Here is a 21,631-nt window from a genome sequence, read left to right on the forward strand (position 1 = left end):
AAAGATGGATGAACATCTCAGAAAAATAGATGTTAGATTTTAAGCAGAATTACGAAGTTTTTTAGATGGATCATTTATGGCATACCAAGGACCAGGGTATTAAAGCAACGAAAAAGTGAAACTTCATTCCAAAACCGCCCAACCCAACAATTTTCACGCAAAACCTGCGCTTTTCTTTCTGTTATTGTTATAATAAAAGAAAACGCAAAGGTGGGAAATCATGACAACGATCAAGGACATTGCTGAAAAGGCGGGAGTAGCGAAAAGTACGGTTTCCCGCTATCTGAACAATGGCTATATCAGTGAAGAAAAGCGCAAAAAAATTGATCAGATCATTGCTGAAACTGGCTATCGCCCCAATACATTTGCTCGTTCGCTGAAAGCCCAAGACACGAAATTGCTGGGCGTGATCATTCCTCGACTGAATTCACCGTCGACAAATGATGTGTTGAAAGGGATCGATACGACGGCACGGGAAAACGGCTATCAAATGCTGATCACCAACTCTGATCAAAGCGATGAACGGGAATTAGAAAATATCGAAATGCTGGTCAAACAAAAAGTAGCAGGGATGATCCTGTTTGCGCGCAAAATCACGCCGCAGCTGCAAGCGGTGCTGGCAGAGGTTCCTATGCCTGTTTTATTATTAGGTCAACAGTTAGCAGGCATTCATTCCATCGTCCATGAAGATTATCAAGCTGGCAAAACCATGGCAGAATATGCAGTCAGCGCTGGCCACCGACGTTATTTATTTGTTGGTGTCAGCGAAAATGATTATGCGGTAGGTGTCTTGCGGAAAAAAGGATTTCTTGATGTCTTGGCACAAACGCCCAACGTCAAAGTCGACTTTATCGAAACGTCCTTTTCAAGAAGAGAAACGTACCAAAAAGCCCTTGTGTTCTTGAAAGATCAATCGGCAACGTACATCGCCTGTGCTACCGACAATATTGCTGTTGCTGTATTGAAAGCCGCCCATGAACTAGGGTATCAAGTGCCGCAAGACTTTTCCTTGAACGGATTTGGAGGCTATGATTCGACGGATTATGTCTATCCGACCATCACAACGACCCAATATCCCTATGTCCAATTAGGCATCGATGCCGTCTTAACGATCCAAAAACTGACGCAAGGGGAAGAGGTTCCTGAGGTGATCGAATTACCGAATCGATTAGTGGTCAAACAGTCGACTGCCAAGCGTGAAAAGCAGGAGAAATAAAGCAAATATTTTTAGAGAAAACAGGACGTCCAGTTGCGGCGTTCTGTTTTTTTATTTTCTTTGCTTGCAATTGCAAACGGTTTCTGTTAATCTACAAATGTAGAACCGGTTCCACAAATGGACCGACGATCAAAGGAGTGGGAAAAATGAAGGAACAAAAAACGATCGACCAAGTGTTAGAAGCTGTTGGCGGCAAAGAAAATGTCAAAAACTTTGAACACTGTGCTACACGTTTGCGCTTGATTTTGAAAGACGATCAGTTAGTAGATAAAGACAAAGCGGAAGCAGTTGAGGGCAGCAAGGGCTATTTTTTCAACACGGGACAGCATCAGTTCATTTTTGGAACAGGAAAAGTCAATGAAGTTTATCAAGCCTTCGCAGCAGAAATGGGCAATGACGCCTCCGCTGATAAAGCTGGCTTCAAAGATGATGTGTATTCGAATCTGTCACCCGTCCAAAAAGTTGTCCGCACGTTGTCAGATGTCTTGGTGCCATTGATTCCAGCTTTGGTAACGACGGGGCTTTTGATGGGGATTCGGGGATTATTGACCGAGTTGGGGGTCACTTATAGTGCTGACTGGTTAGCTATGTTTGAAATGTTAACGGATACAGCGTTTGCCTTTTTACCTGTTTTGATCGCCTATAGTGCGACGAAAAAATTCGGCGGTAATCCGATCATTGGGATCGTGGTAGGATTGATGATGGTGGCACCGCAATTGCCGAACGCTTGGGCAGTTGCCAGCGGGGATGCAGAGCCATTGCACTTATTCGGTTTATCGATCTCTGGGTATCAAGGGTCGATTTTTCCAGCAATTATTGTCGGGATCTTAGTTTCTAAGCTAGAAAAATGGTTCCGTAAATTTGTTCCGCAAATGATGGACTTGATCGTGACACCATTCTTAACGATTGTCATTACTTTAGGTTTGATTTTGTTTGCGTTAGGACCAATCTTGCAAGTAGCTGAAAGAGCAGTCATCAACAGTATCGTCTACTTGGTGCAAGCACCATTGGGCATCGGTTATATCATTTACGGAGGGGTTCAGCAAGTGATCGTAATCACTGGATTGCACCATTCGTTAAGTATTATTGAGTTAGGGTTATTGAATACGACAGGCGAAAACGTCCTACAAGTCTTAGGTACAGCAAGTATGGCGGGACAATTTGGGGCTGCGATTGCTGCGGCATTTATTTATAAAAACAAAGTCAAACGCTCAAATGCCATCAGTGCGGCGGTTCCAACCTTATTTGGGATCACTGAACCTTTACTATTTGGGGTCAACTTACGCTCGATGCGGATTTTTGGCGCAGGCATGCTGGGAGGCGCAGTCGGTGGGTTTGCGACGTATGTCTTCCAATTAGCTGCCACTGGGATGGGCATCACTTTTATTCCAGGACTGTTGTTGTATACTGGAGATTTCGGTGCCATGCTGAAATACGTTGTCGTGATTTTGATTGCCTTTGGTGTCGGTTTTGCTGGTGTCCAATTGCAGCGCAAGCCGCTAGCCAAAGAGTTGAACCAATAAATAATCCCTTGTTGTTCATCGGCAAGAGAAAAGAGGTACCACATTGTTAACGAAGGAATACTGGGCACAACTTGCCCAAACCCAAAACGATTTAGCAGAAAAAATCAGTGCTGATGCGTGGCGCTTGAACTACCATTTGATGCCAGAAACAGGATGGATGAACGACCCGAATGGTCTTTGCCAATTCAAAGGCGTGGTTCATTTTTACCATCAATATGTACCGCAAACGCCCCATGGCGGGGAACCACCTCACTGGGGACACAAAACGTCGACGGATTATGTCACGTTTCAAGAAGAAGCGCTGTTTCTTTCTCCCGAACACGACTATGACAAAGACGGGGTCTACTCGGGCTCTGCCTTTATCGAGAATGACGCGATCCATTTCTTCTATACTGGGAATGTCAAACATCCAGGTGATCATGACTATACCTTTAGTGGACGAGAACAAAACACGGTCCATGTAATCAGCAAAGACGGCTATACCGTCGAAAAGCAAGAAGTCGTGATTCCTCATGAGGACTACCCTGAAGGATTTACCGATCATATTCGTGACCCAAAGGTTTTTGCCCACGAAGACACCTACTATATGCTGCTAGGCGCGCGTACGTTGGAAAACGAAGGCAAAATTTTGATTTATGAATCGACGGATTTAAATGAATGGACCTATCGAGGAATCTTTTTCGGTGAGGACTATGCTCTAGGCTACATGTGGGAATGCCCAGACTACTTCCATTTAGATGGCAAAGATGTGTTGGTCTTCTCACCGCAAGGCTTGGCAGCCAAAGAACATGCCTACCAAAATATTCATCAATCAGGGTATCTGATCGGTGAGGTGGATTGGGAAACCCTGACGTTTAAAGAAACTTCTGCGTTTCGTGAACTTGATTATGGGTTTGACTTCTATGCCCCGCAAACCTTTGAAGATGAGCAGAAACGTCGGATCTTGTGGGGCTGGATGGGGCTAGGGGATACCAGTCCTGAATACAGCAATCCTACGATCCCTCGCGGCTGGCAGCATGCCGCAACGCTGCCAAGACAGCTTTCGGTCAAAAATGACCAGTTGTATCAACAACCTTTGCCAGAATTTAAAAAATTGCGAGACAAGCAAGTCAGCCAAAAAATTGTGCTTTCAGAGAAACCGCAGCACTTGTCTTTCGGTGAATTGGCATATGAGTTGCAAGTTACGGCGGAAGCCCCATTGCAGCAGTTCCAGCTTGGACTTTTGCAAGATACGACTTTGGCTTATGAAGCTGGTGTCTTCACGATCCATCATGGCGTTTCTGGCTACGGTCGTAAACAGCGCAGTGTCAAGGTCGATGAACTGACGCAGCTGCAGATTTTTGTCGATACGTCTTCGATTGAGATCTTCCTAAATGGCGGGCAATATTGTTTGACCTCTCGCGTGTATCCCAAACGGACCGAGGCGATCGCTCTCAGCGGAACCGGCACGGTTTGTGTCAATGCTTGGGCATTGGCGAAAAATTAAAGCAACGATCCGAAAACGACAGCAAACAGTTGGTTTTTCTTGTTGCACCCCCAAGAGTCAGCTTTTTCTCTGGCTTTTAGGGGGGCATCATACCAACTATTTTGCTGTCGTTATTTGCTTGTTACTGCTTTTGTTGGTTTTGGATAAAGGTCTGCAGCGCAGGCGCATCGATCCGATAGCCGTCTGCAGTTTTTGTGACTAGTTTTTGCGTTTTGAAATCTTTTAAGGTATACGTCAAATGGCGATAGCTCACGCCTAAGTATTCTGCGGTCTCCGTTAATTTTTCTTGAAAAAGATCATCGATCGAAGCTTCCAACAGTAGATGGGCAAGGCGCCAAGCTAAGGGGTAGGTTTGATTGACGGAAAAATGATCCATACGCAGCAGCAATTTTTCACCGATAGTTTTGCCTAGTGTTTGTACAAAAGCCAGGTCTAGCATGAGCCCGTGGGCTGCTGCTTGCATCGGAATGCCCAGACATGTTGTTTCACCGATCGCGACCACGGTTTTCGGTACTGTTTCGGCGCCAATCAACGTGAGATCGCCAATGCAATCACCAGGATGGAGAAACTGCAGCAAGGCACGTTTGCCGTTTTCTTGCGTTTGAATGATCTTGGCTTTGCCAGTCAATAGGACGAAAAAGACCGACATCGGCACCGTTTCTTTTTGGATCGCTTCTCGATGATCAAAGGTCCAGAGGGCACTTTGTTGTAAAATCTCCTCAGGAATCGGCAAGGGGCAGCTTTCTTTGATTGGTACCTGCTTTATTGCCAAGGCATAAGCGGTTTTTTTCACTTTTTTCCTCCGAACTAGGAGAAATCTCCTGTTTGTTTTTAGTCAGTATAGCACATACTTAGAAAAGCAAAAAAGAAAGTGTGGGAGAAAAAATGAATAAAAAGCAATGGATAGGATCAGGGATTTTTTATGGGTTGAGTGCATTCGGGATCAGCTTGACCATTAAAGCAAGCGTTGGGGTCAGTAGTTTTAATGCCTTGAATGTTACGCTGGCAACGATGTCAGGAATCAAAGTCGGCACCATCACAACAGCCATCAATTTGAGCTTTTTAGCTGCCTGTTGGCTATTGGATCGGCGGCAGACGTCCCTCAAACAAAAAGGCAGTGAGTACTTGATTATGTTTTTTGCTTTGCTGGCATTCGGCTATTTGATCAATGGCTTTGTTTACTACTTCTTGGCATCACTGCACTTGACGAATTATTGGAGCCAACTAGCTGCTTTGATCGGTGGGATCTTGATTTCTGGAACGGCGACGGGGCAAGTCCTACGGTTGCAGGTCTTGAAATTTCCAATCGAGCACTGGTGTCATTTGCTGGGGCAACGCAGTCGTTGGACATTTAAGCAGTACCGTTATGGCGTTGATGCAGTCTGTATTTCGGGGGCACTCTTGCTAGCGATCAGTTTGGGCTTAACGCTAGCGGTGAGGGAAGGGACGGTCATTAGTTTCTTTTTGCTGTCAGGTGCCATCGCTTGGTCGAAGGAACGTGATTTGGCAGCGGCTTTACCCATTTGGCAAAGAAACAGTTAGCCAGTAGTATTCTTGGAATTGGGAAGGCGTCGAGTGTTCTAAAAATGCAGAAAGCGTTTTTTATGCTACTCTTATTAAAAAAGCGAGATATTTAGTAGGAGGAGACAGGATGAATCGGTTGATTGAAGGGTTTCAGGAAAATTTTGCACCAAAATTGGTTAGGATCAGTGAAAATCGGTTTTTAGTTGCCGTGCGCAACGGAGTCGCCGTCACGATGCCGCTGACGATAATCGGCAGTCTCTTTTTGATTTTAGCCAATCTGCCTTTTCCTGGCTGGACCGAGTTTGTCGGGGAATTTGGCGTCAAACTAGGCGCCGCCAGCAATTTTACATTTGGAATTTTGGGACTGGCCGCTTGTATCGGGATCGCCTACTATTTGGCGGCCTCGTATGAGATCGATCGGATCGGTTCTGTCGTGTTGGCAGTCTGCGCGTTTTTGCTGCTGCAGGCGGGGGAAGAATGGACGATCGATCCAGCTTCTTTGGGGGCGTCTGGTCTGTTTACAGGAATCGTCACGGCGATTGCGACAGTAGTGATCCATCGCTTTTTTCTCAAGCACCGCTTAGTGATTCGGATGCCAGCAGAAGTGCCGCCCGCAGTTGCCAAGAGTTTTTCGGTCTTGCTTCCTGGAGCTGCCATCATCACTGGTGCCTGGGTGATTCGGGTCTTGTTGGAATTTAATGTCAATCAATTCGTGCAAGCCATCTTTTCACCGCTGGCAGTTGGTCTAAACACATTGCCTGGGATGCTGTTGTATACCTTTTTGATTTTGTTGCTTTGGTGTTTAGGGATTCATGGCAGCAATGTGATGGGGAGTATCGGCGATCCGATTTTTCTAGCTTTATTAGCAGCCAATACCGAAGCCTACACTGCAGGCGAACCGTTACCGAACATTTTTGCAGGCGGGTTTTATATCATGTTTTTGTGCTATGGAGGCACTGGTTCAACACTGGGGCTGATCATCAACATGTTAGTTTCAAAGAAAAAAGCCTATCGTTCCCTAGGGAAGATGGCTTTGCCCTCTGCTATTTTTTGTATCAATGAGCCAATCATTTTTGGGTTTCCGATCGTGATGAACCCTATTATGATGATTCCTTTCATCCTGACACCCCTTGTATTATGTGTCGGAACGTATTTCTTGTCGGTCACCAATGTCATTGGGCGAATCATGTTCAATCCACCGTGGACCACACCGCCCTTTATCAATACTTACCTTGCAACCGGCGGCAATATCCCTGCTGTTCTTTGGAGTATCGCTTCCTTATTGATTAGTGTGGCGATCTACTATCCATTCTTTAAAATCAGCGAACGAAGTTTAACGGAAGAAGAAAAAGGCGTTACCGACGCAGTTGCCGCGAAGGGGGAGAACTAAACGCTTATGATTGGCTCGTGGTGCGTTGTTTTGTCTGGCAAAGAAAACAGTGGCTGCTACTCATCAAATTGCACAGTGATCCCAGATTTCGTCAATTGTTCCCATTCACGGATCGTTGGCAAGCGGCCTTGGCAAAATAGCTGATCGTCGACATACACGAGTGGCAGACAGCTGCGGCCATTGCTTGCTAATTGCTGCCTGACGGCTTGATTCGTATGAAAAGGGGCAGGATCTTCTGCAAAAAAATATTCGTCGATCGTTAAAGGTTCGTTATGAAATGTTTGATGAGCCTGGGTCCTTTCTTCATTTATTTTTAACTGGTGAGTCAAGTGTGCTTCCCAAGTATCTTCTTTCTGGTCGGTATAAACAGCAATCGTTGGCATTGCATCAAATCCTTTCATGGCAGCTGATTTGTCAAAAGTATACCTGAATTTCTTGCCACGAGCAAAAAAGAGTATCAAAAAGAAGTGAAACAACAAAAAAAGACGCAAATGCGTCTTTTTTGTTGTTTCTTATTCGTCAGCGGGTAAAAAATCGAAATTGGTCAACTCGTTGTAAGAATACGCTTGGTCGATTTGACCCTTGTCTTTCGTCCAAGCAATGATTGCGTCGAATTGCTCTTGCGGCACTGCCTGGGCATACGGATAGTCTTCCTGGCTGTCTAAGTAGGTACTCATAGCATCGGGAAATTGATAGTCTGCCAAGATGTCGGCATAGTCTTTTGCTGAATGAGCATTCATGTAATCGATGGCTTCGTTGTAAGCAGTGTAGAATGCTTTTAGGTCTTGCGGGCGATTTTGGATAACTTCGTCCATAAATTGCAGTGTGCCGCCTTTGATGCCAGCATCTTTAGAGCTGCCTAAAACAATCGCCCCTTGGGCAGCCAACATGCTGGCTTGCGGTTCCGTATAAACAGCGCCATCGACTTGGTCATTGAGCAATGCTTCGGAACGGGCAGAAAAAGAAGCGATATCCACGATGTCATAGGTAAAATCATTTTCCTGTGCAAATTGGTCCATGATGTATTCTAAAATGAAATTCGGTACAAGGGTGATTTTTTTATCCGCTAACCCTTTCATCTCAGTGATCCCTGAATTCGGTGAAGCGAGAATCTTGAAGTTTTCCAAAATATCAGAAGTGATCGTCATATCAATGCCGTTTTGCTTAAAGGTCGCTTCTGTCATGACATCGCTGATCGTACCATCCAGCTCGCCTGCCTGCACCGCCACATTGCGGTCATTCGGGGAAGTGAAGGATTTGAGTTCCACAGTCAATCCTTGCTTTTCGAAAAAGCCTTCTTCTTTTGCTAGAATGATCGGAATCGCTGATTCTGCTGGTAACACCCCGATCGTCAATGTTTGATCTGTGACCGCAGCTTCTGTACTGCTAGTGCTGGAATTGCTGGTACTTGCTGTTTCGCCAGTGTTACCGCATGCGGCAGCGCCAACAGCGAATAGTGCTAGGATACTTGCTAAAATCGTTTTTTTCATTGGTTCATTTCCTCGTTTCTAAATCGTTGTTCAAAAGCAGCCATTGGTAGTGAGAACGGGATGACTGCCCGATGGAGTTCCATTGGCTTGGTTTGTGCCGTGTTGATACCTGGTTTGGTGGTAAATGCTAGAACAAAGCCTTCCTTTTCCAAGGTAGCGATCGTCTGCGGATCATAAAAACCAAAGGGATAGGCAAAAACATCCTTGATGGCCACGTGCTGATTGCAGCTTCGTAAGTCTTGCGCAAAGGCTGCTGGTGTTTCCCACATTGAACGCCCTTGCTGGTCCTTGCGTTCGTGAAAATGATCGGTATGGTTGGCATATTCGAAGACATCGCTCATTTCGGCTAATTCGGCGCTGCTCAATGTCCGCGAAACTTCTGGCTCGTAAGGCTGAGGGGCATCAAAAAGCCAGCCAGTCACGACAAAGGCTGTTGCCTTGAAACCAGCTTCTTTCAACAGTGGGTAGGCATATTCTTTCATCGATTGATAGCAGTCGTCAAAGGTCAGCAACACGGATTTTTCTGGTAGCGGCTGCTGCTGGAAATAAAAATCTTTGACTTCTGCAAGGGTCAACGTATGGTAATTTTCTGCTTTCAAAAAGTCGATTTGTTGTTTAAAATGAGAAGTGCTATTGAATAAGGGCAGAGGCAAGGCATCTTGATACCCGTCTGCGACTTTGATCGGGCGGACCTGATCATAAAGTTCTGCTTCGGGACGTATTTCATGAAATACGAGGGTCTGAAACATCATAAACCATCCTTTCTTGTCAATCACGCAAAAAATAGTATAGCACAAAATGTGAAAACCAACACAAATAATTTGAAGAAAGAAGTTTATTCTCTGATGAGTATTTTATTCGATTCCGTTTCCTTTACCTATGGAGATACCGCCATTTTTAAAAACCTTTCGTTTTGTTTTGAACAAAGCGCGACCTATGTGCTGCTGGGAGAATCGGGCATTGGCAAAAGCACGCTTTTATCCTTGATCAAAGGGTTGCAGCGACCGCAATCGGGCACGATCACTTACAAAGGCTGTTCCCCTGACAACATCGAGGTCGTTTTCCAAGAACTGCATTTGTTTCCTTGGCAAACAGTCTACCAAGCACTGGAAATGCCGCTGATTATCAACCAAACCCCTAGTGAGCGCCGTAAAAAACGGGTCGCCAGCTGTTTGGCTGAGTTGGGATTGACGCAGGTGCAGGACCGCTATCCGCATCAGCTTAGCGGCGGTCAAAAACAGCGGACCGCCATGGGGCGGGGACTGATCACACAGCCCGATGTTTTATTATTGGATGAGCCGACTGCTTCACTGGACCAAGAAACCAAAGCAAACGCACAAGCCATGATCGCTGCTCAACAGCAGCGCAGACAAAACAGCTTGATCGTGGTGACCCACGATCCAGAAGAGGCAGTGTTTTTGGGGCAGACGATTTTGTTGCTAAAAGATCAGGGCGTTACGCCGATCAGTAATCCATTTTACGGCAGACAGCAGGAACGAGACTCGTTGGCTTTTTATGAAGTCGTCTTGCAGTTGAAAGAACAAATGAGGGAGGCGAGGCAATGAAACCCATCAAATCTTTTGCTTGGGGCTTCTGTTCGTTTGTCGTGGTTTGGTGGGGCGTAAGCTGGGTGACCAACAATCGCTCACTGCCTAATCCTTTAGAAACGGCCGAACGTTTTTGGGCACTGCGAGAAGTCTTACTGATCCACGCAGGTGCCAGTTTGCTGCGGGTATTTGCGGCGTTGAGTGGGGCGTTGCTAGTCGGGGTGCCGTTAGGAATCTTGATTGGGCGATCCCAAAGAGTGGATCGGCTGCTTGGTCCACTGCTTTACTTTTTATATCCGATTCCTAAAGTTGCGTTTTTACCCGTCTTTATGATTTTCTTTGGCTTAGGCAATCTCTCAAAAATTCTCTTGATTTTTGCGGTGATCGTCATTCAAGTGATCGTCTCGATTCGTGATGCAGTCACGAAGATCCCACCAGCGTATTTTCAGGTCATGAAAAATTATACCAATCAATGGCGCCATGTCTTGCGCTTCGTTATTTTGCCCGCGCTCATGCCCGCGCTTTTTGCCAGTGTGCGGGTCAGTATCGGGATCGCGTTGGCTTCCCTCTTTTTTGCCGAAAACTATAACACGACGTATGGTGTCGGCTATCTGATCTTAAGTGCGTGGTCAAAAATGGACTACCCACAAATGCTTTCGGGTATCCTCCTGATTGCTTTGATGGGCTATCTGCTTTTTGCCAGTATCGATTGGTTGGAAAAAGTGGTGTGCCGTTACTGACAATCTTAAAAAAAAATGATCGATTGATAAATGTTTGCGGCAGTTCGTGTATTTTTGAACAAAATGATTTATACTAAGGATATCTTATTGAGAATCATTCTCACTGAAAGGAAGACCTTACTATGAAAGAAATCGATCTGTCAAAAACGCTCTATGAACTTGTGGCACAATATCCTGAAATACAAGAAATCATGAGTCAACTAGGGTTTGCGGCGATCAATCAACCAGGGATGCTGCAAACTGCTGGACGTTATATGACGATACCCAAAGGTGCTCAGATGAAGAAGATCCCCTTGGAAATGGTTTGTCTCGCTTTCGAAAAACAAGGGTTTCTTGTGAAAGGAGCGACGAAATGAAAACCAACAGTCAAAGACAAGAACGGATCGTCGAAATACTGAGTTTGCTTCACCAAGGCGGTTCCTTTGAAGAAGCTAAACGCTTGTTTAACGAAGAATTTGATGGTGTGGATGTGACGGAGATCACTGCTGCTGAAAAAGCTTTGATCCAAACGGGGTTGGACCCTTCTGAGATTCAGCGTTTGTGCAATATTCATGCTGCTGTTTTTAAAGGATCGATCAATGAGATCCATCACTCCAATGAAGAATATGGGCAACCAGGCCATCCTGTGCATACCCTGAGATTGGAGAACCAAGTCCTACATTCCCTGTTGACCGATGAGATCGACAGCCTCTTAGCCAAAATCAAAACCGGTGATTGGACGCCTAAAAAGCGTCTACAAGCTGCCTGCAATGATTTAATGCAGATCGACAAACACTATGCGCGAAAAGAAACGTTGATTTTTTCTTACATGGAGAAGTACGGCATCACTGCGCCGCCAAAAGTGATGTGGGGTGTTGATGATGATATTCGGGTTATGATCAAAGCGCTCAATGAGCTTTTGGCATCCGAAAAAGCTGCCTATAATCCAATCGCTGTCCAATGGGAAGCAGTCAAAAACGAGATCGAAGAGATGATTTTCAAAGAAGAAGAAATCATGGTGCCAATGACGCTGGATGTCTTCAGTCTTAAAGATTGGGAACAAATTGCGGCTGACAGCTTTGACATCGGCTTTGCCTTTATCCCAGAACCGCTTCCTTGGAAACCGAGCCAAGAAGCCCTTGAAAAGGAACAGGCGGCAGAACCCGCACGGCAAGCGGCGATCAAACAAGCCCAAGAAACAACCGCTGGCATCGCAGCCGGTTTAGGATTCAATGACTTTCAAGTCACAGAATCGGAAGATTCGCCGCAAATTGCTGAACAGCCGACCGTTTCATTGCCTACTGGTAATCTGCAATTTGAGCAATTGGTGGCCATTTTTCAAACGCTGCCAGTGGACTTGACCTTTGTAGATAGTGAAGAGCGGGTGCGCTTTTATTCAGAAGGCAAGAGTCGCGTCTTTCCACGAACGAATTCGGTTTTAGGTCGTGAAGTCGTTAACTGCCATCCACCGAAAAGCATGCATCTCGTGCAACAGATTTTGGATGATTTTCGAGCGGGTACAAGGGAGACAGCTGAATTTTGGATCGATATGCGGGGCCGTAAAATCTATATTCGCTACTTTGCATTAAAAAATGAAGCAGGCATCTATTTAGGTTGTCTAGAAGTCACGCAAGACATTACGGAGATCCAAAAAATCGAAGGGCAAAGCCGTTTGCTGGACCAGTGAGCAGTTTGGAGAAAGGCTGATCCGTGTCTATTTGAAACGAAGCAAAAAAAGAAAAATCAATAAAACGCTTGCAACGTTTCTAGAAAAATAGTATAGTAAAGGCAATCAAATGGGTAGTTACTGATAATGCAGGCTATACCTTTTTACGTGTGTATGGATCCTACACATGTATTAAGGTATCGCCTTTTTTCATTTTAAGGAGGTGAGAAGCGTCTTGAAGATCAAAAAAATCCTAAACAACAATGCAGTTTTGGTCGGACAAGATGGCAAAGATTTTATCTGGATCGGTACCGGCCTTGGCTTCAAAATGAAACCAGGACAAACCGCCGATGAATCAAAAATTGAAAAAGTGTTTGTGCTTCATAAGAACAAAGTTTCCGAGCGGTTTTTAAGTTTATTGTCATCCATACCAACAAACTATGTGTCTTTAGCGGATGATATTATCTCACTTGCAAAAGCGGAAATAAAACAGGAGTTAAGCGAGACGCTGTATGTATCACTTACCGATCATCTGTATAACCTGTTCAAACTGCATGAACAAGGAATCACAGTTACGAACCGATTATCATGGGAAATAAAAAAGTTTTATCCGCAGGAATTTGAAGTTGGTAAAAAAGCATTGGAAATGATCGGACAAGAAACAGGGGTCGTCTTTGAGGAAGAAGAAGCAGGAAATATAGCAATGCATTTGATCAATGCACAAGTAACAGATGAGGTTGATCAGCCAAAAGATGTCCAATCGATTGCAAAAAAAATTCGCGATATTATTTCACTTATACGATTTTCAAACAAGATACAAATTGATGAAAACTCTTTAGCATTCGATCGATTTATCACCCATTTGCGCTTTTTTTTCCAACGATTGAAGGCTCGACCAGATGTGGTAAAAGCAAATCCACTATTGGGACACGTGAGTGGACAGTATGCAGACGCTTATAAGACGATGCTTTTGATTGAAAAGTATTTAGATGTTCCCTTGAACGATGATGAAAAGCTGTACTTAACATTACACATTCAAAAGTTAATAGAGAACGAATAAAGGTTGTTACTGATAATGCAGGCAAGACTGATAATTATTCCATCAAGGAATAGTTATTTGTCTTGCTTTTTATTTTTACATTGAAAGGATGAGAACGATGGCATATCAAGAATTGGTCGATGAAATTTTAAAAGGAGTCGGCGGAAAAGAAAATATCAATGGGGTGACCCACTGCATCACAAGACTGCGTTTTGATTTAAAACATGAGGAGCAAGCAGACACCGAAACACTGAAAAAGACGAAAGGGATCGTGACAGTCGTTCAAAGCGGCGGTCAATACCAAGTCGTGATCGGCAATCATGTGCCAGAGGTGTACCAAGAATTTGTTCAACATGCAGGATTGGCAGGAAATGATGCGGCACCTTCGGGAGAAAAGAAAGGACCGCTGGATGCTTTTATCGATGTGATCTCCAGTATCTTTACACCTGTATTGGGTCTTCTAGCTGCCACAGGAATGATCAAAGGATTAAATGCGCTATTTGTTTCTTTGGGATGGATTGAGAATACGTCAGGAACCTATGCAATTTTGCAAGCAGCAGGTGATTGTTTCTTCTACTTCTTTCCAATCTTTTTAGGATATACCGCAGCGAAAAAATTTGGTTTAAAGCAATTTGTCGGTATGGCGATCGGTGCTGCCCTTGTTTATCCAGCCTTGTCTGGCTTGACGGCAAATGCCGAACCGTTGTATACCTTGTTTGCAGGAACTGTTTTTGAATCGCCTGTTTATGTCACTTTTTTAGGAATACCAGTCATTTTAATGAGTTATAGTTCCAGTGTTATTCCAATCGTCATTGCTACCTATTTTGGTGCCAAATTAGAAAAAGGCATTACAAAAATCATTCCTAGTATTGTACGGAGTTTCTTAGTTCCTTTTCTAACCGTCTTGATCATGGTTCCGCTGACTTTCATTGTCATTGGTCCGATCGCGACGTGGATCGGCAATTTGTTGGGTGCGGCTGTGTTGGCGATCTATAACTTCAGCCCAATTATTGCAGGGATTGCAGTTGGTGCTGTTTGGCAAGTGTTGGTCATGTTTGGTCTTCACTGGGGAATCATTCCGATCGCAATCAACAATATTGGTGTTCTTGGTTACGACCCAGTGATGGTCTTAGGACAAGCGACTCCATTTGCGACCGCAGGAGCTGTGCTGGCAGTTATTATTAAGTCTAGAAATAATTCTATTCGGGCAATCGGGATTCCCGCATTTATTTCCAGTCTGTTTGGGGTATCGGAGCCATCCTTGTACGGTATCACGTTGCCTAGAAAAAAACCATTTATTGCGACCTTGATTTCAGCCTCGATCGGCGGATTGATCATGGGTGCCATGGGAACAAAATCTTTTATTATAGGTGGGATGGGTATCTTTAGTTTACCCAACTACATTGATCCGACAGAAGGCATCGGAAGCGGCTTTTATGGGTATGTATTAGCGATCACTGTAGCATTCGTCTTATCATTTATTTTAACGATTACCTTCTTGTATGATCCGCAAGAGGATCGGCAAGAAGCAACAGCTAGTGATAATGAAGCCTCACCTTTGATCCCATCAGAAAGAGCAGCGAAAGAAATCACTTTTTCGCTACCATTAACAGGCATCGTTTTGCCTTTGTCGGCAGTAGAAGATCAAGCATTTGCAAATGGACTATTAGGAAAAGGCTTAGCAGTTTCACCAGATGAAGGACTGGTTCGAGCACCTTTTGACGGAGTAGTTGAAACACTGTTTCCAACGAAGCATGCGATTGGCTTGAAGTCGGACGATGGCGTAGAAGTGTTGATTCACATCGGCATGGATACAGTGAACTTAGATGGTCGTTTTTTCGAAACAAAAGTCAAGCAAGGGGATCAGGTCAAGCAAGGAGAGGTATTGCTTACATTTGATAAAGAAGAAATTGAAGAGGCAGGATACTCGTTAGTGACGCCGATCGTCGTTACCAATACTTCCACATACTTAGATGTGATCGCTGATGATAATCGAGGGGCGATAACGATCGTCAAGTAGTCGCAATGACCAAGAAAAGGAAAGAAAAGAAAGAAGGAAAGAATGCTATGCGAGCAATTATGCTGATGTTTGATACTCTGGCTAGAGATTTTTTATCAAACTACGGAAACGATTGGATCAACACGCCAAACTTTGAACGGCTAAGAGAAAAAACGGTTACGTTTGACAACTTTTATGGTGGCAGCATGCCTTGTATGCCAGCGAGAAGAGAACTTCATACAGGTCGTTACAATTTTATGCATCGCTCGTGGGGTCAATTAGAACCGTTTGATTCGTCAATTTTTGATACGCTGCAGCAAAATGGTGTCTATTGTCATTTGGTAACCGACCATTCCCATTACTTTGAAGATGGCGGTGCCACTTATCATAATCGTTATTCCACATGGGAAGGATTTAGAGGACAAGAAGGTGACCGATGGGTTCCAAGAAAACAGGCAGAGAATCATCCACCGCTGAATCCGTTAAATAAGAGTGGTATTTCTGTGGAACAGCATTTTGCGAATCGAACACGGCAAGCAGTAGAAGAAGACCTGTCCACGGTTCAAACGATCCAAGCCGGCTTGGATTTTTTGGAACAGTACAAAAATGAAGATCAATGGTTTTTGCAAGTCGAATGTTTTGACCCCCATGAACCATTTTATGTGCCAGAAACCTATCGCAAATTGTACCAGGAGACACCAAATGAATCACCTTACTTTTGGCCAAAATATGGTCGTGTAACAGAAGACGTTGGCGAGCAGGATTTGATTGAGCTGCAAAAAGAATACGCAGCGTTGATCAGTATGTGTGACCATCACTTAGGACGAGTGCTGGACTTTATAGAAAAAAATAATATGTGGGAGGATACCTTGATCATTGTGAATACCGACCATGGCTTTTTGTTAGGGGAACATGACTGGTTAGGAAAAAATGTCGCACCGATGTATGAAGAAATCATCCATCTGCCCTTTTTCATCAGTTACCCACAGGCTGAATCGGGAACCCATACTCAGGTATTGAGTCAAACCATTGACATTCCAGCAACTTTATTGGATTATTTTGAAATTGAGAACACCTTAGATATGGATGGCAAATCTTTGCTGCCTGTGTTGAAAAAACAGCATTCGCAACCGCTCCATCAAGAAATTATTTTTGGTACAAACGGCGGTCATGTCAATATCTACGATGGTCGTTATGTGTATATGCGTGCATCGGTTCACCCTTCGAATGGACCAATCACCATGCAGACGCTTAGTTATGCTTCATTGCGTGGTTTTTTGAATAAAGAGGTCTTAGACAGCATGGTCTTGAAAGAGGGCAATCGATTTACAAATCATTTTCCTTACACAGAAGTCGAAGTTTCCACCTATATCGATTCTTATTCAGTAGGCCACTTGCTGTTTGATCTAAAGAATGATCCAAAGCAGTTAACACCGCTTCATGACCCACTGATTGAACAAGAAATGATTCAGAAATTGATTAAAGTAATGGATCAGATTGAAGCCCCTGAAAGCGAGTATCAGCGCTTAGGTTTAAGCAATAGTCAGAGGCAGACAATTGCACAAAAGAAATAAAAAAGCGAGGAACAACACATGAAACACATCTCCGTATTGATCAAGCCAGCATCCTCTCTTTGCAATCTGCGCTGCACCTATTGCTTTTATGCTAACGTCAGTTCCTTGCGCGAAGTGCGTTCCTTTGGCAAAATGAAAGAGGATGTAATGGAAAAGATGATTGCAAACATTTATGCAGACTTAGAAGCTGGCGATCATTTGACGTTGGCATTTCAAGGCGGAGAGCCGACGATGGCGGGACTGAGTTATTTTAGAAAACTAACGGCTTATGTTGCGGCGCAAAAAAAGCAAGTGACAGTACACTATGCGATCCAGACCAACGGTATGGTGATCAATGACAAGTGGTGTCGTTTTTTGAAAGAGCATCGCTTTTTAGTCGGGCTGTCGATCGATGGGCATCCGCTTGCGCACGATCGGCATCGATTAGACGCCAAAGGGCGGGGAACCTTTGCGCGGGTTATACAGACCAAGCGGTTATTGGATGCCTATCAGATCGAGTACAATGTCTTGTGCGTGTTGACAAATCCGTTAGCAAAGGAAGCCCAGCGTGTGTTTGACTTTCTCAAGGAAGAGCAGATTGCATTTGTGCAATTCATTCCTTGCTTGGCTGATTTGGATGCCACATCAACCAACGACTATGCCTTGACACCAAGAAGCTTTGCTGGCTTTTATCAGCAGCTGTTGGCGTTTTGGCTGCAGGAATTGACGCAAGGGCGCTACCTAAGTATCAAGCTGTTCGATGATTTACTGAATCTATTGGTGCGGCAGCAAGTAACTGCCTGCGGGATTCTAGGCAATTGCCAAGTGCAGTATGTGATCGAAGCCGACGGCAGTGTCTATCCTTGTGACTTCTATGTATTAGATGAGTTTCGCATGGGCTATATCCAAGAGCAAACGTTGCGGGAATTGTTTTCTCAAGACTGTTCGCAGCAGTTTTTGTGCCAGAAAAAAGACATGCCTTCGAAGTGTACGCAATGTCCTTTCCAAAAAATGTGCCGAGGAGGCTGTAAACGAATGAAAGATGCAATGTACGTGGATAGTGAGGGTTTTTGCGGCTATCAGGAGCTGTTAAAAGACTTCACACCTAGAATCAATGAGATACTGGGGCTTTTGCAAGGGGTGAGACAATGATCGGACTGATTTATTTTCTCGTGATCGTCTTAGCAAATGCCGTAGGGGCAGTTTCGGGCATGGGGGGCGGCGTGCTGATCAAACCGATTTTCGATTTTATCGGCGCCCATTCTGTTGCTGCGATCTCTTTTTACTCGGCGACAGCGGTCTTCACGATGTCCATCGTTTCGACAGCTAGACAATTAGCCAGTGGACGGAAAATCAATTGGTCGATTGCCTTGTGGGTTTCTGGCGGCGCTTTGTTAGGCGGTGTTTTAGGCAATGTTGCCTTTGAACAGCTATTGCTGGTCTTTCGAGACGACAAGATGGTTCAGCTGATCCAAATCCTTGTGACCGTGCTAACACTATTGTTTGCTTTTTTGTATACAAAATATAACTGGCGTGGGTTTGCGCTGGAAAAAGTCGGCTGGTATGCAGCTTGTGGCTTGATTCTCGGCTTTCTAGCCAGTTTGCTGGGGATCGGCGGCGGACCCATCAATGTTTCTTTATTGATGCTGCTGTTTGCCATGCCGATCAAAGAGGCGACGATTTATTCAATTTGTACGATTTTTTTCTCACAGCTGGCAAAAATTTTGACGATCGCTTTTACGACAGGTTTTGGTGCGTATGATCTGCAAATTTTGTGGTTTGTTATTCCAGCCGCGATCGTGGGAGGACTGTTAGGCGCCAAGGCCAGCAACGTCCTGTCACCGCAGCGAGTGACACTGGTATTTCAAACTGTGATCGTGCTGGTGTTACTGATCAATCTGTACAATGGCTATCAATTATTGTAAAAAGGAGGCAAACAGATGCCCACGATTCCAGCAGGAACTTATCGAATCGGCACGAATACGATGGACGGCTTTGCCGAGGATCTTGAGGGACCGCAAATCAGCCTCGACAGCCCAGCATTTGCCATTGATGCCACGACGGTGACGAACCAAGCTTTCCAAGTTTTTGTGGAAGCAACAGGATATGTCACAGAAGCCGAGCGCTTTGGCTGGTCGTTCGTTTTTCACTATTTTTTAAGTGAGCAAACGAAACACCGCAGTCAAAAGGTACCGAATATGGCTTGGTGGTACGCGGTTAGTGGCGCAGATTGGCGTCATCCTGAAGGACCTGATTCAACGATTGCCCAGCGGATGGATCACCCAGTGGTTCAGGTGTCTCGCAACGATGCGATCGCCTATTGCCAATGGGCAAAAAAACGCCTCCCAACAGAAGCAGAGTGGGAGATCGCTGCAAAAGGCGGGACAAGTTTTGAAAAATATCCTTGGGGAAGGGAATTTTTGGCAGAAAATACCTATCATTGCAATATTTGGCAAGGAGAGTTTCCAAAAAGCAACACGCGAGCAGATGGCTTTGCCAATACAGCGCCAGCGAAATGGTATGAGCCCAACGGTTTTGGTCTGTATCAAATGATCGGCAACGTCTGGGAATGGTGCGTCAATCCTGCCCGCATCCCGCTGACACAGTTTCAACAACAGACGGGACAAACCTTTTGGGCAAGGAATCAAACACAAGATGATCAACTGTATGCGACTCGCGGCGGTTCGTTTTTGTGCCACGAATCCTATTGCAAACGATACCGAATTGCCGCTAGAAATGGTAATTCTGGGATGTCGGCAGCCAATAATTTAGGGTTTCGGTGTGTCAAAGACTTGGATCAGTAAACCGATAAAAGCAAAAGCGGCACCTATTCACGTGGATAGGTGCCGCTTGTTTTATTGCCATTCGGATTGATAATTTCCTTTGAGATCATAAACATAATTGATCTCGGTGCGATTACGAATCCCATTTAAACCAACGGTCCAAGTCCATTCGCCTTGGAAGCCGTTTAAAATGACGATGCTGACGCCAGGAACATAGTGATCCAGCTGAGCTGCTCGTGCCTCAGAATCCTTGATGATCTTGGGAATGACGCCCCAATCGATGGCATCAAAGGCAATGGTATCTTCCATCGAAAGCTCGATCGTATCGTCGTCTTTTTTCCATTTGGTCAACAGATTTTCTGGGTAATACCAATACTCGTCTTGCAGGCCTGTGTTTGGATTGATCACTCGCGCAACTGCATAAATGCCGCTTTTTAGCGGGACATTGCGGATGTGAAAACTATAGCTGACCAGTTGCAGCTCTTTGTCCTTGAGTGAGGATTGATTCGGCAGCGCAGCCATAATTTCTTTGGCACTGGCTTCTTCTCGAAAGAGTTGGCGGTCTACAGGTAAAAAGGTGGAAACTACGCCAATACAAAAGAGAATCACTGGCAGCAAGAGCAATGAGAATAACCAATAGAATGGCGATTTTTTGCGTTTCTTGATGCCGATGATCAGACCGATCAAAAAGACCAGCAGGATCCCTGCTACCCAAAAATAGGGGAACAAACGAATGATCTGATGCCTGGTTTCAACGACTTGGTATTCATTCAGACCAAACCAATTTTCCGCGATGGTGAGGTTATTTAAAACAATGATTCCGCCAATAATACTTAAAATAAATAAGAAAATCAATAGCAAAAGTATCCAGCCGAGTATCCGACGTATCAGTGAGGGTCTAGTAGGTGGGGTCATGAGTCACGTCCTTTTTGTTTTTTCGAAAATAGTAGGTTAAATACAAGAGTAGTACAACTGGTGTTTTTTTTCAATGATTGTAGACAAAAAAACCGCATCCACAGATGCGACCTCAAAACGTTAGACCAAAAATCTAACTTTTTTGGGGTCAGGACACCGCAGATGCAGGTTTTATTTTCAATTAGTCGAGGGTTTGTTGGCGGGCGATAGCTGGAAAGAATTTCAGGCTATACAATGCACTGATCCCAACTAGAATATAAATGACGCGGGCAATGATCGACGTGCTGCCGCCGGTGATCGCTGCGACAAGGTCAAACTCGAAGGCGCCGACCAACAGCCAATTGATACCGCCGATGATCAATAAGGTCAGTGCGATCCCATCAAATGTTTTTAACATAGGAAACTCCTCTCTAGTTGTCGCCCCATCAACGTTCATCGTCGGTGATGGTGACATCTTTTTCTTTCTCGCCTTCTTGATTGCGCTCATTATAGATATAGACATGGCGAACGATTTTAATCAGCGGGCGAATGGTCAAAAAGACACCGCCGATCAAATAGGCGATCGTTCCGTAAATCGCAGGCAAGCTAGTTAATGAAACGATACTTCCGAAAATATAAAACAAGCCCGTCAAAATATCATTCGTAAGTGAGATCAACATGTAGCGATTTTGAAAATAGATGCGAAAGCGGCTTGCCTTGATGATCACATCTTCTTCTTTTCCCGGATCGAATTGATGTTCACTCCGTTTGATTTTTGGCATAGGTGCCATCACTGCTCCTT

Annotated in this window: 22 protein-coding genes; 15 read left to right on the plus strand and 7 right to left on the minus strand. The window is 44.7% G+C overall.

Features of this window, described 5'->3' with window-relative positions; translation table 11 throughout:
* Positions 1–220: 220 nt before the first annotated feature.
* The 3 genes from IGI73_RS04460 to IGI73_RS04470 all read left to right on the plus strand — a co-directional run bounded on the left by IGI73_RS04460 (position 221) and on the right by IGI73_RS04470 (position 4,225).
* A complete protein-coding gene (locus IGI73_RS04460) occupies positions 221–1,216 on the plus strand; it encodes a LacI family DNA-binding transcriptional regulator (RefSeq protein ID WP_086338510.1) in 996 nt (331 codons plus the stop codon).
* A 146-nt stretch (positions 1,217–1,362) separates the two neighbouring features.
* Positions 1,363–2,739, plus strand: coding sequence for a PTS transporter subunit EIIC (locus tag IGI73_RS04465; protein ID WP_015509272.1), 1,377 nt, complete (start codon positions 1,363–1,365; stop codon positions 2,737–2,739).
* Between the two features lie 43 nt (positions 2,740–2,782).
* The gene (locus IGI73_RS04470) at positions 2,783–4,225 is read left to right on the plus strand and encodes a glycoside hydrolase family 32 protein (protein ID WP_428206488.1); all 1,443 of its coding nucleotides are present in this window, start codon (positions 2,783–2,785) and stop codon (positions 4,223–4,225) included.
* Positions 4,226–4,346: 121 nt separating this feature from the next.
* Here the strand turns inward: IGI73_RS04470 and IGI73_RS04475 are convergent, their stop codons facing one another.
* Entirely contained in the window at positions 4,347–5,018 is a 672-nt protein-coding gene (locus IGI73_RS04475; protein WP_428206487.1) for a cyclic nucleotide-binding domain-containing protein, read from the minus strand.
* Between the two features lie 92 nt (positions 5,019–5,110).
* Between IGI73_RS04475 and IGI73_RS04480 the strand changes: the two genes are divergently transcribed.
* The gene (locus IGI73_RS04480) at positions 5,111–5,767 is read left to right on the plus strand and encodes a YczE/YyaS/YitT family protein (protein ID WP_428206486.1); all 657 of its coding nucleotides are present in this window, start codon (positions 5,111–5,113) and stop codon (positions 5,765–5,767) included.
* Between the two features lie 109 nt (positions 5,768–5,876).
* Positions 5,877–7,139 (plus strand): PTS sugar transporter subunit IIC, encoded by a 1,263-nt coding sequence (locus tag IGI73_RS04485; RefSeq protein WP_010747740.1) that lies wholly within the window; start codon positions 5,877–5,879, stop codon positions 7,137–7,139.
* Positions 7,140–7,195: 56 nt separating this feature from the next.
* Here IGI73_RS04485 and IGI73_RS04490 read toward each other — a convergent pair whose 3' ends face one another.
* Genes IGI73_RS04490 through IGI73_RS04500 form a run of 3 tightly spaced genes read right to left on the minus strand, consistent with a single transcriptional unit; the run spans position 7,196 to position 9,378 of the window.
* Complete coding sequence (locus IGI73_RS04490) at positions 7,196–7,600, minus strand: arsenic metallochaperone ArsD family protein (protein WP_142967096.1); 405 nt, start codon at positions 7,598–7,600, stop codon at positions 7,196–7,198.
* Between the two features lie 51 nt (positions 7,601–7,651).
* On the minus strand, positions 7,652–8,629 hold the full coding sequence (locus tag IGI73_RS04495) for an ABC transporter substrate-binding protein (protein WP_005225471.1): 978 nt from the start codon (positions 8,627–8,629) through the stop codon (positions 7,652–7,654).
* Positions 8,626–9,378, minus strand: coding sequence for a polysaccharide deacetylase family protein (locus IGI73_RS04500; protein WP_179190629.1), 753 nt, complete (start codon positions 9,376–9,378; stop codon positions 8,626–8,628). The genes IGI73_RS04495 and IGI73_RS04500 overlap by 4 nt, the downstream gene beginning before the upstream one ends.
* A 96-nt stretch (positions 9,379–9,474) precedes the next feature.
* Here IGI73_RS04500 and IGI73_RS04505 point away from each other — a divergent pair, with 96 nt between their 5' ends.
* The 10 genes from IGI73_RS04505 (at position 9,475) to IGI73_RS04550 (ending at position 19,956) form a co-directional block, all read left to right on the plus strand.
* Complete coding sequence (locus IGI73_RS04505) at positions 9,475–10,194, plus strand: ABC transporter ATP-binding protein (RefSeq protein ID WP_428206485.1); 720 nt, start codon at positions 9,475–9,477, stop codon at positions 10,192–10,194.
* Positions 10,191–10,916 (plus strand): ABC transporter permease, encoded by a 726-nt coding sequence (locus IGI73_RS04510; protein ID WP_428206484.1) that lies wholly within the window; start codon positions 10,191–10,193, stop codon positions 10,914–10,916. The genes IGI73_RS04505 and IGI73_RS04510 overlap by 4 nt, the downstream gene beginning before the upstream one ends.
* Before the next feature lie 122 nt (positions 10,917–11,038).
* Positions 11,039–11,272: a DUF1858 domain-containing protein gene (locus tag IGI73_RS04515; RefSeq protein ID WP_428206483.1), complete on the plus strand. Its 234-nt coding sequence runs from the start codon at positions 11,039–11,041 to the stop codon at positions 11,270–11,272.
* Positions 11,269–12,582 carry a DUF438 domain-containing protein gene (locus tag IGI73_RS04520; protein WP_218212817.1) on the plus strand — a complete coding sequence of 438 codons (1,314 nt, stop codon included), beginning with the start codon at positions 11,269–11,271 and terminating at the stop codon, positions 12,580–12,582. Before IGI73_RS04515 ends, IGI73_RS04520 begins: the two co-directional genes overlap by 4 nt.
* Before the next feature lie 214 nt (positions 12,583–12,796).
* On the plus strand, positions 12,797–13,621 hold the full coding sequence (locus tag IGI73_RS04525) for a PRD domain-containing protein (protein WP_205820711.1): 825 nt from the start codon (positions 12,797–12,799) through the stop codon (positions 13,619–13,621).
* Positions 13,622–13,718: 97 nt separating this feature from the next.
* Entirely contained in the window at positions 13,719–15,620 is a 1,902-nt protein-coding gene (locus tag IGI73_RS04530; protein WP_428206482.1) for a beta-glucoside-specific PTS transporter subunit IIABC, read from the plus strand.
* Positions 15,621–15,667: 47 nt separating this feature from the next.
* Entirely contained in the window at positions 15,668–17,173 is a 1,506-nt protein-coding gene (locus IGI73_RS04535) for a sulfatase-like hydrolase/transferase (protein WP_413128601.1), read from the plus strand.
* An 18-nt stretch (positions 17,174–17,191) separates the two neighbouring features.
* On the plus strand, positions 17,192–18,304 hold the full coding sequence (locus IGI73_RS04540) for an SPASM domain-containing protein (RefSeq protein ID WP_413128603.1): 1,113 nt from the start codon (positions 17,192–17,194) through the stop codon (positions 18,302–18,304).
* Positions 18,301–19,077 (plus strand): sulfite exporter TauE/SafE family protein, encoded by a 777-nt coding sequence (locus IGI73_RS04545; RefSeq protein ID WP_428206481.1) that lies wholly within the window; start codon positions 18,301–18,303, stop codon positions 19,075–19,077. Before IGI73_RS04540 ends, IGI73_RS04545 begins: the two co-directional genes overlap by 4 nt.
* Before the next feature lie 15 nt (positions 19,078–19,092).
* Positions 19,093–19,956, plus strand: a complete 864-nt coding sequence (locus tag IGI73_RS04550; protein ID WP_010747753.1) for a formylglycine-generating enzyme family protein — start codon at positions 19,093–19,095, stop codon at positions 19,954–19,956.
* A gap of 51 nt (positions 19,957–20,007) precedes the next feature.
* On the opposite strand, the gene IGI73_RS04555 is transcribed toward IGI73_RS04550, so the two are convergent.
* The 3 genes from IGI73_RS04555 to IGI73_RS04565 all read right to left on the minus strand — a co-directional run bounded on the left by IGI73_RS04555 (position 20,008) and on the right by IGI73_RS04565 (position 21,620).
* Positions 20,008–20,850 (minus strand): hypothetical protein, encoded by an 843-nt coding sequence (locus tag IGI73_RS04555; RefSeq protein WP_142967105.1) that lies wholly within the window; start codon positions 20,848–20,850, stop codon positions 20,008–20,010.
* Positions 20,851–21,031: 181 nt separating this feature from the next.
* Complete coding sequence (locus IGI73_RS04560; RefSeq protein ID WP_008379021.1) at positions 21,032–21,247, minus strand: DUF378 domain-containing protein; 216 nt, start codon at positions 21,245–21,247, stop codon at positions 21,032–21,034.
* Between the two features lie 28 nt (positions 21,248–21,275).
* Complete coding sequence (locus IGI73_RS04565; protein WP_015509287.1) at positions 21,276–21,620, minus strand: YrhK family protein; 345 nt, start codon at positions 21,618–21,620, stop codon at positions 21,276–21,278.
* Positions 21,621–21,631 lie beyond the last annotated feature (11 nt).

It is taken from the genome of Enterococcus sp. DIV0755f (assembly GCF_051713725.1).
Taxonomy (GTDB): Bacteria; Bacillota; Bacilli; order Lactobacillales; family Enterococcaceae; genus Enterococcus_D; species Enterococcus_D casseliflavus.

Coding starts and splice junctions, on each gene's coding strand:
- IGI73_RS04460 (WP_086338510.1), top strand. CDS start 221: ATGACAACGATCAAGGACATTGCTGAAAAGGCGGGAGTAGCGAAAAGT.
- IGI73_RS04465 (WP_015509272.1), top strand. CDS start 1,363: ATGAAGGAACAAAAAACGATCGACCAAGTGTTAGAAGCTGTTGGCGGC.
- IGI73_RS04480 (WP_428206486.1), top strand. CDS start 5,111: ATGAATAAAAAGCAATGGATAGGATCAGGGATTTTTTATGGGTTGAGT.
- IGI73_RS04485 (WP_010747740.1), top strand. CDS start 5,877: ATGAATCGGTTGATTGAAGGGTTTCAGGAAAATTTTGCACCAAAATTG.
- IGI73_RS04495 (WP_005225471.1), bottom strand. CDS start 8,629: ATGAAAAAAACGATTTTAGCAAGTATCCTAGCACTATTCGCTGTTGGC.
- IGI73_RS04500 (WP_179190629.1), bottom strand. CDS start 9,378: ATGTTTCAGACCCTCGTATTTCATGAAATACGTCCCGAAGCAGAACTT.
- IGI73_RS04505 (WP_428206485.1), top strand. CDS start 9,475: ATGAGTATTTTATTCGATTCCGTTTCCTTTACCTATGGAGATACCGCC.
- IGI73_RS04510 (WP_428206484.1), top strand. CDS start 10,191: ATGAAACCCATCAAATCTTTTGCTTGGGGCTTCTGTTCGTTTGTCGTG.
- IGI73_RS04515 (WP_428206483.1), top strand. CDS start 11,039: ATGAAAGAAATCGATCTGTCAAAAACGCTCTATGAACTTGTGGCACAA.
- IGI73_RS04520 (WP_218212817.1), top strand. CDS start 11,269: ATGAAAACCAACAGTCAAAGACAAGAACGGATCGTCGAAATACTGAGT.
- IGI73_RS04530 (WP_428206482.1), top strand. CDS start 13,719: ATGGCATATCAAGAATTGGTCGATGAAATTTTAAAAGGAGTCGGCGGA.
- IGI73_RS04535 (WP_413128601.1), top strand. CDS start 15,668: ATGCGAGCAATTATGCTGATGTTTGATACTCTGGCTAGAGATTTTTTA.
- IGI73_RS04540 (WP_413128603.1), top strand. CDS start 17,192: ATGAAACACATCTCCGTATTGATCAAGCCAGCATCCTCTCTTTGCAAT.
- IGI73_RS04545 (WP_428206481.1), top strand. CDS start 18,301: ATGATCGGACTGATTTATTTTCTCGTGATCGTCTTAGCAAATGCCGTA.
- IGI73_RS04550 (WP_010747753.1), top strand. CDS start 19,093: ATGCCCACGATTCCAGCAGGAACTTATCGAATCGGCACGAATACGATG.
- IGI73_RS04555 (WP_142967105.1), bottom strand. CDS start 20,850: ATGACCCCACCTACTAGACCCTCACTGATACGTCGGATACTCGGCTGG.
- IGI73_RS04560 (WP_008379021.1), bottom strand. CDS start 21,247: ATGTTAAAAACATTTGATGGGATCGCACTGACCTTATTGATCATCGGC.
- IGI73_RS04565 (WP_015509287.1), bottom strand. CDS start 21,620: ATGGCACCTATGCCAAAAATCAAACGGAGTGAACATCAATTCGATCCG.